The following is a 13,323-nucleotide window of genomic DNA, read 5'->3' on the forward strand; positions in this document are numbered from 1 at the left end:
CGTGCCCGGCGGCCCCGGACGGGTGTTCGCGGGCGGTCCCGGGCGGGCGCTCGGGGGCGGTCCGGGCGCGGGCGGGCGGTTCCTGCCGGGGCCGTGGACGACCGGGTCCGCCGGTCAACCCCATGGGCGCAGCGTCCCCGGCGTTTCGGGGCGGGAGGGGCCGTGGGGGCGGACGCACCGTTCGGTCGACGGATTCCAGCCCATCGGGTGACAGCACCCGCATCCGGCTGACGCAACCGGCCGCCCGGCCTTATGGTGCGCTGGATCGTGGTGCGCGGGGCCCGTGCGCCGGGGTCGCCGCCGGGTAGCGGTGTTCCCACGGGGGGATGCTGGACGGCGTCCGGCCGGGCGGTCGTCGGGTGCTTCGCACCGGACCGGTCGCCGGGGTCCGGGCGGCGTCACCGGAACGACCGCGCGGTGTCACCGGGACGAGTGGAAACCGGGGTGATCCGGAACGCCCACCCGGACCGGGGCGTCGAAAATGTCAGTAGCGCCACGCAGCATGCACTACCGGGGATCGGACGCCTCCGTTTCCCGGTCGGAACTGATCGTTTCGAGTCGGCTCAGGGCCCGAAGCCGGGCGCCCGAGGGCTCCGAAGGGGGTGCCGCACCGTATGGCAGCAGTCGACAACGCGCGCGCTCACGCCCAGGCGGTCCTGCGGGTCCGGGGCCTCGCCCGGGCCGCCGCCGCCCTGCCCGCCGCCGTCGCGGTGGTCCTGCTCGCGGGCCGGTTCACCGGCCGGATCGGCGCGCCCGGGGCCGCCGACGCGGCCGGCTGGGACGCCGCCCGCTGGGTGGTCTGCGCGGTCGCCGCGCTGACCCTGCTGGTGGCCGGGCTGACCGCCCGGGCCCTGCGCCGGGCCGTCCCGCCGCGCACCCCGGCCGTCTCCCTGGAGCGCGCCGAGGCCCCCGAGCTGTACCGGCTGATCGACGAGCTGGCGGCCCGGCTGGAGGTGCCCGCGCCCTCCGCCGTCGCCCTCACCCCGGACTGCGACAGCTGGCTGGAGGACGTCCCGCCGACGGGGCGGACGGCCCCGTCGCGGTCGCGTCCACCGCGGCCGGGCCCGGACGCGCCCGCCCCCGTCCTGGTGATCGGCTCACCCTTCCTGTGGTGGATGCGGGCCGGCGAGCTGCGCGCCCTGCTCGCCCCCGTGGTGGCGGGCACCGCCGCCTCCGCCGACCCGGAGATCGCCGCCGCCCGGCGCTTCCTGCGCGATCTGGACGCCTGCCTGGACTCCGGCGGCGCGGCCCCCGGCCTCGGCGGCGCCACCCTGGCCGCCCCGCCCCGGCCGCCCCGGCGCGGTCCGGCCGCGCTCGCCGACCGGGTCGTCCGCAGGATCGTCCGCCGCCTGCTCGGCGCCTGCCGGGGGCACTCCGCCGAGCTGGAGCGCTCGGTCGCGAGCTGGGCCTCCGAGCAGGCCAGGGCGGTCGACTACGGCCTGCGGATCGCCGCCCAGGAGCAGGTCGGCCTGGCCTACGCGGGCTGGGACCGGCTGCTCACCCGGGTCGCGCTGCCCGCCTGGCGGCTCGGCCGGCACCCGGCCCACCTCAACGCCGGAGTGGTCTCCGCCCTCACCGAGCTGTCCCGGCGCGACCGGCTGGCCGACGGCTACGGCAGCCGGCTCGGCGACCGCCCCGCCTGCGACCTGCTGGAGGAGCCGGGCGCCGTCGACCGGGCGGTCTCCCGGCTGGCCGCCGAACTGTTCTTCGGCCGTCCGCCGGCCGGCACCTGGCACGAGCTGGAGTGGGCCGACTACCCGGCCGAGGCGGTGGACGCCGGCTGGCGGGCGGGTGCCGCCGCCCTGCAGACCGCCCTGGACCGGCTCGCCCCGCAGGCCCGCCCCGGCTCCCCGACCCTCACCCGGCTGCTGGGCCGGCTCGCCGAGGGGGACGGCGAGCTGCTGGCCGCCGCGCTGGCCGCCCAGCTGGCCCGCACCACCGCCCCGGCCCCGCTGCTGGAACCCGACCGCGGCGGCCGCGACCTGTTGGTCGACCACGTCACCGCGATGGTCTGCTGCGCCGCGGTGGACACCGCCGGCGGCGTCCCCGGCCTGGACTGGCTGGACGGCCCGGTGCTGCTGCTCGGCGGGGTGCGCCGCACCGACCTGGCCGGCCCGGTCGCCCAGGCCGTCGAACAGGGCCAGGACGGTCCGCTGCGCGCCTGGCTGGACGCCGCCGACGTCCGTCTCGAGAAACCCGTCCGCCTCTGACGTCCCAGGCGCCCCGGGAGGGCGCTCGGACCTCCGGTACGCGCCCCCAAATCGACTGGCCGCCGGGCGTTTCCGCAGGCCGGAGGCCCTGCCCGGGAGGCGCGCGAGATTCCCTGCACCAATCGCTACCGGAGGGTGACGTTGCGCCACCACTCTGTGGTGTATTAGACCGCACGCACATCCGGGGGGCACGTGCCAACCGGGCGGAAGTGCACCTGGGAGGGGCGCGTGGGGACCGAACTCAACCGCCGCTGGGAGTCGGGGACGCACGCCTACAGCGTCTCCGACCCCTTCGGTCAGGGCCCGCTGCCCTGGCTGCGCAGCCCGGACCAGTACCTGGCGGGGGCGGAGGGCGCCGTCCCCTGGTACGTCTCGGTGGACGCGCCCGGGCAGCAGCCGCTGACGGCGGGCGTCCGGCGCAAGCCGTCGGTCGGCAGCCCGCAGGGCGCCAACGACGTGGACCAGCAGATCAAGGGCTTCGCCTCGGCCGGGGTGATCCGCCCCGGGGGCTCGGTGGACTTCCGGGTCACCGTCAACCCGCCCCGCGAGTTCACCGTGGACGTCTTCCGGATCGGCCACTACGGCGGTGACGGCGCCCGCCACATGACCTCCAGCCCGCTGATCTCCGGCCTGGCCCAGCCCGCCCCGCTGGTGGTCGACCGCACGGTCTCCTGCCACCACTGGTGGCACTCCTGGCGGCTCCAGATCCCGGCGCACTGGAAGCCCGGATCGTACGTCGCCGTGCTGACCACCGCGGACATGCTGCACCGCAGCCACATCCCCTTCACCGTCCGGGACTTCGACGAACAGGCGCGCACCGCCGAGCTGCTCCTGGTGCTCCCGGACGTGACCTGGCAGGCGTACAACCTGTTCCCCGAGGACGGCCGCACCGGCGCCAGCCTCTACCACGCCTGGGACGGCAGGGGCGGCCTGGTCGGCGAGCCGGAGGCGGCCGTCACCGTCTCCTTCGACCGCCCGCACGCCACCGCCGGACTGCCGCTGCACGTCGGCCACGCGTACGACTTCATCCGCTGGGCCGAGCGCTACGGCTACGACCTCTCCTACGCCACCGCCACCGACCTCCACGCCGGCCTGGTGGACCCGTCCCGGCACCGGGCGCTGGTCTTCCCCGGCCACGACGAGTACTGGTCCGAGCCGATGCGCCGGGCCGCCGAGCGGGCCCGGGACGGCGGCACCTCGCTGGTGTTCCTCTCCGCCAACACCATGTACTGGCGGGTCGAGCTGACCGCCGCCGCCTCCGGCGAGCCCAACCGGCTGCTCAACTGCCGCAAGCGGCAGAAGGTCCGGGCCGGCAGCCCGGCCGCCGGGGCGGCCGGCGCGGCCAGCGCGCTGTGGCGGGACGCCGGGGAGCCCGAGCAGCACCTGCTCGGGGTGCAGTACTCGGGGCGGGTCGCCGCGCCCGTCCCGCTGGTCGCCCGGCACACCGCGCACTGGCTCTGGGACGGCACCGGCCTCCAGGAGGGCGACGAGCTGCCCGGGCTGGTCGCCGGCGAGGCCGACCGCTACTACCCCAAGGTGGCGCTGCCCGAGCACATCGAGCGGGTGCTGCTGGCGCACTCGCCGTACCAGGACCCGGCCGGCCGCACCCGCTACCAGGAGACCTCGCTGTACCGGGCCCCCAGCGGCGCGTACGTCTTCGCGGCCGGCACCTTCGCGTGGTCGCCGGCGCTGGGCCGCCCTGGCCTGACCGACGAGCGGATCCAGCGGGCCACCGCCAACCTGCTGGACCGACTCTGCAAGAACTAGCGCGCGGGGGCCGTGAAAGACTGCGGGGGCAGTGACCTCCCCTTTCGCGGTGCCCCTGCCCGTGAACGACCCCTGAGGACTGAACACCTTGAGCGGATTTGTCACCAAGCCCGAGCCGGTCCAGGTACCCGGCCTGGTCCACCTGCACACCGGCAAGGTGCGCGACCTCTACCGCACCGAGTCGGGCGAACTGGTCATGGTGGCCAGCGACCGGACGTCCGCCCACGACTGGGTGCTGCCGAACGAGATCCCCGACAAGGGCCGTGTCCTCACCCAGCTGTCGCTGTGGTGGTTCGAGCGGATCGCCGACATCGTGCCCAACCACGTGATCTCCACCGAGGTCCCGGCCGGCGCCCCGGCGGACTGGAAGGGCCGCACCCTGGTCTGCCGCAGCCTGGAGATGGTCCCGGTCGAGGCGGTCGCCCGCGGCTACCTGGCCGGCTCCGGCCTGGCCGAGTACGAGGAGAGCCGCACGGTCTGCGGCATCGCGCTGCCGGAGGGCCTGGAGAACAGCTCCGAGCTGCCCGGCCCGATCTACACCCCGGCGCTCAAGGCCGAGGTCGGCGAGCACGACGAGAACGTCTCCTACGAGGAGACCGCCCGCCGGATCGGCGCCGACCTCGCCGCCCGGCTGCGCCGCACCACCCTGGACGTCTACGCCCGGGCCCGGGACATCGCCCGCGAGCGCGGCATCATCCTGGCCGACACCAAGTTCGAGTTCGGCCTGCTGGACGGCGAGCTGGTGATCGGCGACGAGGTGCTCACCCCGGACTCCTCCCGCTACTGGCCGGCCGACGACTACCGGCCCGGCCGCTCGCAGTCGTCCTTCGACAAGCAGCTGATCCGCGACTGGCTGGTCTCCCCGGCCTCCGGCTGGGACCGCCACGGCGAGGAGCCGCCGCCCGCGCTGCCGGCCGAGATCGTCGAGCGGACCCGGGCCAAGTACATCGAGGTCTACGAGCGGCTGACCGGGACGACTTGGTCCTGAGCCCGCCCGGACCGCCCGCGGGCGCGGCTTCAGATCCAGCCGTGCTCGCGGGCGATCCGCACGGCCGCGTGCCGGTTCTCCGCGCCCAGCTTGGTGGCCGCCGAGGACAGGTAGTTGCGCACGGTGCCCTGGGAGAGCGAGGCCCGTTCGGCGATCTCGGCGATCGAGGTGCCGTCGGCGGCCAGCTCCAGGACGTCCGTCTCCCGCGGGGTCAGCGGGGTCTCGCCGGCGCTGATCGCGTCCGCCGCCAGCTCCGGGTCCACGTACCGGCCGCCGGAGCGCACGGTGCGGATGATGCCGGCCAGGTCGGAGGCCGAGACGGTCTTCGGCAGGAAGCCGCGTATCCCGACCTCCAGGGCCCGCTTCAGGTAGCCGGGGCGGCCGTGGCCGGTGACGATCATGCAGCGGCAGTCCGGCAGCCGCAGCCGCAGCTGGGCGGCCACCTCGATGCCGTCCTTGCCGGGCATCTGGAGGTCCAGCACCGCGACGTCCGGGCGGTGCGCCAGCGCCATCGCCAGCGCCTCCGTGCCGGAGCCGGCCTGGGCGACCACCTCGATGTCGTCCTCCAGCGAGAGCAGCGCGGCCAGCGCGCCCCTGATCAGGTGCTCGTCGTCGGCGAGCAGGACACGGACGGGCGCGGCGTTCTCGGTCATCGGGCGGGCCTTCCTCGGCGTTCTTCGGGCGGGCTCAGCGCGGCAGCGGGACGGTGGCGAGCATCCGGAAGACGCCCGCGTCGGCGGTCGGCAGGGTCAGTTCGCCGTCGTGGGCGGCGAGCCGCTCGCGCAGCCCGCGCAGCCCGGTGCCGCTGCCCTGGGAGGGGAACGGGACCTCGGGCACCCCGTCATTCTCCAGCTCCAGCACGGCCCGGCCGTCCTCGGTCCGCAGCCGGATCAGGCAGTGGCCGGCCTCGCTGTGCCGCAGCACGTTGGTGGTGGCCTCGCGGATCACCCAGCCGAACACGGACTGGACCGGAGCCGGCAGCTCGTCGGCGTGCTCGCCGAGGTCGATCTCGCAGTCGACGTCGGCCGAGCGCAGCACCGCGCGGGCGCCGATCGCCTCGGCGTGCAGGTCGGCGGTGCGGTAGCCGCGGATGACGTCCCGGACCTCGCGCTGCGACTCCTGGGCGATCTTCTGCACCTCGGCCATCTGGTCGGCGGCCTCCTCGCGTCCCCGGCGGGCGAGCTGGACGGCGAGTTCGCTCTTGAGCGCGATGGTGGTGAGGTTGCGGCCCATCACGTCGTGCAGGTCGCGGGAGAAGCGCAGCCGCTCCTCGGCGACGGCCAGCCGGGACTGGGCCTCGCGGGCGGTGTCCAGCTCCCAGACCACCGAGGTCAGCCAGGCGAAGCTGCGGCAGGTCCCGCCGAGGACGGGCAGCATGATCAGGGAGCCGACCACCAGTCCGGCGGTGCCGGCGAGGCCCTGCCCGGCCAGCACCATCGCTGGGACGACCAGCAGGAACCCGCCGAGGGCGGCCAGTGCGGCGTGGGGCAGCGACAGGCCGATGGACGCCGGGCCGAAGGCCATGACGAGCAGGAGCACCGAGACGGTGGAGGTGAACAGCGTCGCGCGCGAGCCGTCCGCCCCGCCGGCGTCCGGTCCGAGCAGTAGGACGGCCCAGGAACCGGCCACCGCGAACCCGCCGTTGACGGCCAGCCAGCGCAGGTGGTCGGTGGGGCGCTTCAGGTAGTGGTCGAGCGAGGTGCGGCAGGCCCGCAGGCCCAGCAGCGTCTCGGCGAGCGCGACCAGCACGGAGACCCGGACGGCGTTGCCGGAGCCCGGCAGGTCGCTGCCGGCCCCGGCGACCACCAGCACGGCCGGGAGCAGCAGCAGCGGCATCGAGTAGAGCGACCAGCGGAAGTACAGCTCGGTGCGCTGGGGCTTGCTCAGGCTCGTCCAGCTGCGCAGCGGTGACCGCATTCTCAATTCTTCCGCCCAGTTCGATCACGATCTTGCCGGAGACTTCATATCAGAGGCGCCGAAGGCGCTCATCCGACGGATGAGCGCCTTCGGCGTGCGGTGGCCCTTCGGGTCAGCGGCGCGGCTCCCAGCGGAAGTAGCGCACCGCGCCCCAGACCGCCAGGCCCAGCCAGATGCTCCCGGTGACCAGGTGCGAGCCGGCGGCGCCCCAGGAGCCGGCGAAGTCGGTCGCGGCGGCCGAGCCGTCGGTGCCGAACCAGCCGACCCGGATCAGCTGGAAGGCAGGGGTGGTCGGCAGCAGGCGGCAGACGTTCGCCATCTGCTCGGGCATGACGTCCAGCGGGATGAACAGGCCGGAGCCGAACTGCATGACCAGCATGACGGGCAGGGTGGTGATGCCGGCGCTCTCGACGGTCTTGGTGAAGGCGCTGGACAGCGCGGCCAGGGCGATCATGGTGGCCAGCGCCAGCAGCAGGCCGGCCAGCATCAGCAGCGGGTTGACCGGCACGGCCAGGTGCAGGCCGACGCTGCCGCCGATCCCGATCAGGGCGGCCATCAGCAGGCCGAGGGTGAGCGAGGGGACGGCGGTGCCGAGCAGGATCTCGATGTCCCGGGCCTCGCCGGTGCGCAGCCGCTTGAGGACCAGCTCGCCGCGCCGCCCGACGTACGCGGCGGTCAGGTTGTAGTAGACGACGAAGGCCAGGACCATCCCGACCGAGCCGTAGACCAGCAGCGAGTCGACGTCCAGGCCGGGGTTGGACTCGGCCTGCTTCGCCAGCGTGCTGTGGAGGACGACGACCAGGAACAGCGGCAGCACCAGGGCGGTGAACAGGGCCGTGCGGTTGCGCGTCAGCAGGGTGGCCTCGGCCCGGCCGAGGGCGAGCAGCCGGCGGACGGCGGTGCTCTTCGGACCGGCGGTGGTGGTGGCGGTGGTCATCGGGCGGATCCGATCAGGCGGCGGCGGGCGGGACGGGTGGCGGCGGGCGCCTGCGGGGGGTTCTGGTGGGCGGCCTCGGAGGCGATCGCGAGGAAGGCCTCCTCCAGCGAGGCGCTGCGGGCGTCCAGGGCGCCGAGCGCGATCCCGTGGTGGCGGGCCCAGCCGAGCAGGTCGGTCAGGGTGTCCTGGAGCCCGAGGGTCTGCACGGTGACCTTGCGGCCGTCGACGGTGAGGTCGGCCCCGGCCAGGGCGGGCAGCGAGGCCCCGGCGAACTCGGGGAGCTCGAAGCTGATCCGGGAGGGCCGGCCGGCGATCACCTCGGCGACGGTGCCGGAGGTGACCACCTGGCCGCCGTGCATGATGGCCAGCCGGTCGGCCAGCTCCTCGGCCTCCTCCAGGTAGTGCGTGGTGAGCAGCACCGTGGTGCCCTGGGCGCGCAGTTCGCGGACCAGCTGCCAGACGGCGGCCCGCGCCTCCGGGTCGAGGCCGGTGCTGGGCTCGTCCAGGAAGAGCACCTCCGGGCGGCCGAGCAGGGCCATCGCGAGGTCCAGCCGGCGCTTCTCGCCGCCGGACAGCTGCTTGACCCGGACGTTCGCCCGGTGGCCGAGGCCGACCAGCTCCAGCGCCTCCGCCACCGGGCGGGCGCCGCTGGTCATGCCGGCCCAGACGCGGCCGGTCTCGGTGGCGGTGAGCTCACCGGCGAAGCCGCCCTCCTGGAGCATGATGCCGATCCGCGGGCGGACGGCGGCGCGCTCCTTGAAGGGGTCCCGGCCGAGCACCCGGACGGTGCCGCCGCTGGGCGCGGCCAGGCCCTCGATGACCTCCATGGTGGAGGTCTTGCCGGCCCCGTTGGTGCCGAGCAGGGCGAACAGCTCGCCGCGGCGGACGGTGAGGTCGACGCCGCGCACGGCGTGGTACCCGGTGGTGCCGCCGCCGTAGTGGCGGTGCAGGTCGGTGACCTCGATCACGTCGTCGCTGGGGCGGGAGGGCCGGCTCGTTTCCATGCCTCAAGCCTCCCGTCGGCCGGGCCCCGCGGGCAGTGCGTGCCGTCATGACATCGCCGTGGGGACGCACGGGTCGGCGATGACAAATGTCATGGCCGATATCGCCGGTGCCCGGGGACCGCCCGCCGGGAGCGGGGGAAGGAATGCCGAAGGGCCCCCTCGAATGAGGGGGCCCTTCGTATCTGAGCGGACGACGAGATTCGAACTCGCGACCCTCACCTTGGCAAGGTGATGCTCTACCAACTGAGCCACGTCCGCAGGTCAAGATATTGAGTTGTGCTGTGCTCGCGCACTGCGAGCGGACGACGAGATTCGAACTCGCGACCCTCACCTTGGCAAGGTGATGCTCTACCAACTGAGCCACGTCCGCACGGTGCCTGGTGGGGCACCGGCCGCCTCTTCGGATCTCTCCGTTGCGGCGACGAGGAATACTCTACAGCATCGTTCGGGGTGGTCGCCCCACCCTTTCGGTCCGGGCGGGCGGGGCGACCGGGGAGCACGCTCCCGCGGGGCTCAGTTCGCCTCGGCGAACGCCTCGTACACGTGCTTGGGGATGCGGCCGCGGGCCGGAAGTTCCATCCCGCGGGACAGGGCCCAGGCGCGGACGGCGGCCGGGTCCGGGGTGAGGGCGGTGCGACGGAACGACTTTCCGGTGCGGCTCTGGCGGCGGCCGGCGGCGACGAACGGAGCGAGGGCCTCCCGCAGCTTTTCCGCGTTGTCCACGGACAGGTCGATCTCGTACGACTTCCCGTCGACGCCGAAGTGGACGGTTTCCGCGGCGGCGCCGCCGTCCAGGTCGTCGGAGAGCGTGACAACTACACGCTGAGCCATGGGTGTCAATCCTCTCGGGCAATTCGGCCGCCGGTCCGAGGGGGTACCGGGGCCTGATGTGCACCAACTCGGGCAAGCGCGTACGGGCGTGCCGGACGGCTCGCCTGATACGCAGCACTTGCCGCGACAGGTGGCCCTATTCTGCACCCGAAGGGGGCCGAAATCGAAGAGTCCGGCATTCTTTTCCGGATATTCACGTCTCTTCGCGGTGGTCCTGGATACCGATGTGCGGGACGGGCGGATCTGTCCCCAAGTGCCGTATTCGGGTGTTCTCCGGGCGGGGGCGTTCCGGGCGTCGAATCCGGGGAAACCGGCGGGGCCGGGGCGGTGGCGGGGGGTCCGGATCCCTTGCGGCGTAAGGGTCTGGGGTCTACGCGCGTCGCTATGCCCGGCCAGCAATCCTGCCCGAAACCACCGGTAGTCTGGAGTTCCCCCGCCTCACCGAAGACACCACCGGGAGTGCCAGTGGCACGCGTCGTAGTCGACGTCATGCTCAAGCCGGAGATCCTCGACCCCCAGGGACAGGCGGTGCAGCGTGCACTGCCCCGTCTCGGATTCACCGGGATCGCCGACGTCCGCCAGGGCAAGCGTTTCGAGCTGGATGTGGAGGGCCCGGTCGACGACGCGGCGCTCGCCCGTATCCGCGAAGCCGCCGAGACCTTTCTCGCCAACACCGTGATCGAGGACTTCACCGTCCGGGTCGAGGAGGAGGGCAAGTGACCACCCGCGTAGGCGTCGTCACTTTCCCCGGCTCCCTCGACGACCGCGACGCCCAGCGGGCGGTCCGCCTGGCCGGCGCCGAGCCGGTCGCCCTCTGGCACCGTGACAAGGATCTCCACCAGGTCGACGCCGTCGTCCTGCCGGGCGGATTCAGTTACGGCGACTATCTGCGCTGCGGTGCGATCTCCCGGTTCTCGCCGGTGATGGAGTCCGTCATCGAGCAGGCGAAGCTCGGAATGCCGGTCCTCGGTATCTGCAACGGCTTCCAGGTGCTGTGCGAATCGCACCTGCTGCCCGGCGCGCTCCACCGCAACGACTCGCTGCACTTCATCTGCCGCGACCAGAAGCTGCGCATCGAGAACGCCGGCACCGCCTGGACCCGGGATTACTCGGCGGGCCAGGAAATCGTCGTCCCGCTGAAGAACGGCGAGGGCCGCTTCGTCGCCGACGAGCGGGTGCTGGACGAACTGGAGGCGGAGGGCCGGATCGTCGCCCGCTACGTCGACGTCAACCCGAACGGTTCGTACCGCGACATCGCCGGCATCACCAACGCCGCCGGCAATGTCGTCGGCCTGATGCCGCACCCGGAGCACGCGGTGGAGCCGCTCACCGGTCCGACCACCGAGGGCCTGGGCTTCTTCACTTCCGTCCTGAAGCAGCTGGTGAACGCCTGATGAGCCTCGACACCGTCAAGAACGCCGAGCAGACCCCGGACGCCGCCCAGCCCTGGGCCGAACTCGGCCTCAAGGAGGACGAGTACGCGCGCATCCGGGAGATCCTCGGCCGCCGCCCGACCGGCGCCGAACTCGCCATGTACTCCGTCATGTGGTCCGAGCACTGTTCGTACAAGAGCAGCAAGGTCCACCTGAAGCAGTTCGGCGAGAAGAAGCCCGATTCGGACGCGATGCTCGTGGGCATCGGCGAGAACGCCGGCGTCGTCGACGTCGGCCAGGGCTACGCGGTCACCTTCAAGGTCGAGTCGCACAACCACCCGTCGTACATCGAGCCCTACCAGGGCGCGGCCACCGGCATCGGCGGCATCGTGCGCGACATCCTGGCGATGGGCGCCCGCCCGGTCGCCGTGATGGACCCGCTGCGCTTCGGTGCGGCCGACCACCCGGACACCCGGCGCGTGCTGCCCGGGATCGTCGCGGGCATCGGCGGCTACGGCAACTGCCTGGGCCTGCCGAACATCGGCGGCGAGGTCGTCTTCGACTCCTGCTACCAGGGCAACCCGCTGGTCAACGCGCTGTGCGTGGGCGTCATGAAGCACGAGGACATCCACCTCGCGCAGGCCTCCGGCGCCGGCAACAAGGTCATCCTGTACGGGGCCCGCACCGGCGGCGACGGCATCGGCGGCGTCTCGGTGCTCGCCTCCGAGACCTTCGACGACACCAAGCCGGCCAAGCGCCCGGCCGTCCAGGTCGGCGACCCGTTCCAGGAGAAGCTCCTGATCGAGTGCACCCTGGAGATCTTCCGGGAGAAGCTCGTCAAGGGCATCCAGGACCTCGGCGGCGCCGGTCTGTCCTGCGCCACCAGCGAGCTGGCCTCGGCGGGCTCCGGCGGCATGCGGATCGAGCTCGACACCGTGCACCTGCGCGACCACACGCTCTCGCCGGAGGAGATCCTCATGAGCGAGTCGCAGGAGCGCATGTGCGCGATCGTGGAGCCCGACAAGGTCGACCGCTTCCTGGAGATCTGCGAGAAGTGGGACGTCATCGCCAACGTCATCGGTGAGGTGACCGACGGCGAGCGCCTGGAGATCTTCTGGCACGGCGAGCTCGTGGTGGACGTCCCGCCGCGCACCGTCGCCCACGAGGGCCCGACCTACCAGCGCCCGTACGCCCGCCCGAGCTGGCAGGACGCGCTGCAGGCCGACGCCCCGACGGCCGAGCGGCTGGCCCGCCCGACCACCGGCGAGGGCCTCAAGGCCGACCTGCTGAAGGTCACGAGCCACCCGAACCAGGCCTCCAAGTCCTGGATCACCGACCAGTACGACCGCTACGTGCTCGGCAACACCGTGCTCGCCTCCGGCGAGGACTCGGGCATGATCCGGATCGACGAGGAGACCAACCTCGGCGTCTCGGTCGCCACCGACGGCAACGGCCGGTTCGCCAAGCTGGACCCGTACACCGGGGCCCAGCTGGCCCTGGCCGAGGCGTACCGCAACGTCGCGGCCGGCGGTGCCAAGCCGCTCGCCGTCTCCGACTGCCTCAACTTCGGCTCCCCCGAGGACCCGGACGTGATGTGGCAGTTCGCCGAGGCCACCCGCGGCCTGGCCGACGCCTGCCTGGTGCTCGGCACCCCGGTCACCGGCGGCAACGTCTCGCTGTACAACCAGACCGGCGAGGTCGCCATCCACCCGACCCCGGTGGTCGCGGTGCTCGGCGTCATCGACGACGTCACCCGGCGCACCCCGCTGGCCTTCGCCGAGGAGGGGCAGCTGCTCTACCTGCTCGGCGACACCGCGGACGAGCTCGGCGGCTCGGCCTGGTCGCAGGCCGTCCACGACCACCTCGGCGGCCTGCCGCCCGCGGTGGACCTGGAGCGCGAGCGGCTGCTCGGCGAGATCCTGATCGCCGCCTCGCGCGACGGCATGATCGACGCCGCGCACGACCTGTCCGACGGCGGTCTCGGCCAGGCGCTGGTGGAGAGCTGCCTCAAGGGCGGCCACGGGGCCCGGATCGTCGTTCCCGAGGGCCAGGACCCGTTCGTCCTGCTGTTCTCGGAGTCGGCCGGCCGCGCCGTCGTGGCGGTGCCGCGCAGCGAGGAGCTCCGGTTCAACGACATGTGCACCGCGCGCGGCCTGCCGGCCACCCGGATCGGTGTCGTGGACGGCGACAGCCTGGACGTCCAGGGCCAGTTCAGCGTCTCGCTGGCGGAGCTGAAGGACGCCCACACCGGTGTCATCGAGGCCCTGCTGGCCTGACGCACGGCTCCCGGGGGCGG

11 protein-coding genes and 2 tRNA genes are annotated in these 13,323 nt (G+C 73.3%); 6 read left to right on the top strand and 7 right to left on the bottom strand.

Going from position 1 to position 13,323, the window contains the following annotated elements:
* Positions 1 to 614: 614 nt before the first annotated feature.
* From AB0E96_RS02965 to AB0E96_RS02975, 3 genes are all read left to right on the top strand, one after another.
* Positions 615 to 2,210, top strand: a complete 1,596-nt coding sequence (locus AB0E96_RS02965) for a hypothetical protein (RefSeq protein ID WP_359817731.1) — start codon at positions 615 to 617, stop codon at positions 2,208 to 2,210.
* 228 nt (positions 2,211 to 2,438) lie between these two features.
* On the top strand, positions 2,439 to 3,977 hold the full coding sequence (locus AB0E96_RS02970) for a N,N-dimethylformamidase beta subunit family domain-containing protein (RefSeq protein WP_359817733.1): 1,539 nt from the start codon (positions 2,439 to 2,441) through the stop codon (positions 3,975 to 3,977).
* A gap of 88 nt (positions 3,978 to 4,065) precedes the next feature.
* Positions 4,066 to 4,965: a phosphoribosylaminoimidazolesuccinocarboxamide synthase gene (locus AB0E96_RS02975; protein ID WP_359817735.1), complete on the top strand. Its 900-nt coding sequence runs from the start codon at positions 4,066 to 4,068 to the stop codon at positions 4,963 to 4,965.
* A 29-nt stretch (positions 4,966 to 4,994) separates the two neighbouring features.
* Here AB0E96_RS02975 and AB0E96_RS02980 read toward each other — a convergent pair whose 3' ends face one another.
* From AB0E96_RS02980 to AB0E96_RS03010, 7 genes are all read right to left on the bottom strand, one after another.
* Positions 4,995 to 5,618, bottom strand: coding sequence for a response regulator transcription factor (locus tag AB0E96_RS02980; RefSeq protein WP_359817736.1), 624 nt, complete (start codon positions 5,616 to 5,618; stop codon positions 4,995 to 4,997).
* Positions 5,619 to 5,652: 34 nt separating this feature from the next.
* Positions 5,653 to 6,882, bottom strand: coding sequence for a sensor histidine kinase (locus tag AB0E96_RS02985; protein WP_359817738.1), 1,230 nt, complete (start codon positions 6,880 to 6,882; stop codon positions 5,653 to 5,655).
* Between the two features lie 112 nt (positions 6,883 to 6,994).
* Positions 6,995 to 7,819: an ABC transporter permease gene (locus tag AB0E96_RS02990; protein WP_359817740.1), complete on the bottom strand. Its 825-nt coding sequence runs from the start codon at positions 7,817 to 7,819 to the stop codon at positions 6,995 to 6,997.
* Positions 7,816 to 8,823: an ABC transporter ATP-binding protein gene (locus AB0E96_RS02995; protein ID WP_359817742.1), complete on the bottom strand. Its 1,008-nt coding sequence runs from the start codon at positions 8,821 to 8,823 to the stop codon at positions 7,816 to 7,818. The genes AB0E96_RS02990 and AB0E96_RS02995 overlap by 4 nt, the downstream gene beginning before the upstream one ends.
* A 185-nt stretch (positions 8,824 to 9,008) precedes the next feature.
* Positions 9,009 to 9,081 (bottom strand) — tRNA-Gly (locus AB0E96_RS03000).
* A gap of 39 nt (positions 9,082 to 9,120) precedes the next feature.
* Positions 9,121 to 9,193 (bottom strand) — tRNA-Gly (locus AB0E96_RS03005).
* Positions 9,194 to 9,336: 143 nt separating this feature from the next.
* Positions 9,337 to 9,654 carry an Lsr2 family protein gene (locus AB0E96_RS03010; RefSeq protein ID WP_030056585.1) on the bottom strand — a complete coding sequence of 106 codons (318 nt, stop codon included), beginning with the start codon at positions 9,652 to 9,654 and terminating at the stop codon, positions 9,337 to 9,339.
* Between the two features lie 465 nt (positions 9,655 to 10,119).
* Between AB0E96_RS03010 and purS the strand changes: the two genes are divergently transcribed.
* From purS to purL, 3 genes are read left to right on the top strand one after another with little or no spacing between them, the layout of a single operon-like run.
* Positions 10,120 to 10,374 carry a phosphoribosylformylglycinamidine synthase subunit PurS gene (gene purS, locus AB0E96_RS03015; protein ID WP_049654013.1) on the top strand — a complete coding sequence of 85 codons (255 nt, stop codon included), beginning with the start codon at positions 10,120 to 10,122 and terminating at the stop codon, positions 10,372 to 10,374.
* Positions 10,371 to 11,048, top strand: a complete 678-nt coding sequence (purQ, locus tag AB0E96_RS03020) for a phosphoribosylformylglycinamidine synthase subunit PurQ (protein WP_359817744.1) — start codon at positions 10,371 to 10,373, stop codon at positions 11,046 to 11,048. Before purS ends, purQ begins: the two co-directional genes overlap by 4 nt.
* Positions 11,048 to 13,303: a phosphoribosylformylglycinamidine synthase subunit PurL gene (gene purL / locus AB0E96_RS03025; RefSeq protein WP_359817745.1), complete on the top strand. Its 2,256-nt coding sequence runs from the start codon at positions 11,048 to 11,050 to the stop codon at positions 13,301 to 13,303. Before purQ ends, purL begins: the two co-directional genes overlap by 1 nt.
* Positions 13,304 to 13,323: the final 20 nt, after the last annotated feature.

It is taken from the genome of Kitasatospora sp. NPDC036755 (assembly GCF_040636595.1).
Classification (GTDB): Bacteria; Actinomycetota; Actinomycetes; order Streptomycetales; family Streptomycetaceae; genus Kitasatospora.

Coding starts and splice junctions, on each gene's coding strand:
- AB0E96_RS02965 (WP_359817731.1), top strand. CDS start 615: ATGGCAGCAGTCGACAACGCGCGCGCTCACGCCCAGGCGGTCCTGCGG.
- AB0E96_RS02980 (WP_359817736.1), bottom strand. CDS start 5,618: ATGACCGAGAACGCCGCGCCCGTCCGTGTCCTGCTCGCCGACGACGAG.
- AB0E96_RS02985 (WP_359817738.1), bottom strand. CDS start 6,882: ATGCGGTCACCGCTGCGCAGCTGGACGAGCCTGAGCAAGCCCCAGCGC.
- AB0E96_RS02990 (WP_359817740.1), bottom strand. CDS start 7,819: ATGACCACCGCCACCACCACCGCCGGTCCGAAGAGCACCGCCGTCCGC.
- AB0E96_RS02995 (WP_359817742.1), bottom strand. CDS start 8,823: ATGGAAACGAGCCGGCCCTCCCGCCCCAGCGACGACGTGATCGAGGTC.
- AB0E96_RS03010 (WP_030056585.1), bottom strand. CDS start 9,654: ATGGCTCAGCGTGTAGTTGTCACGCTCTCCGACGACCTGGACGGCGGC.
- purL (WP_359817745.1), top strand. CDS start 11,048: ATGAGCCTCGACACCGTCAAGAACGCCGAGCAGACCCCGGACGCCGCC.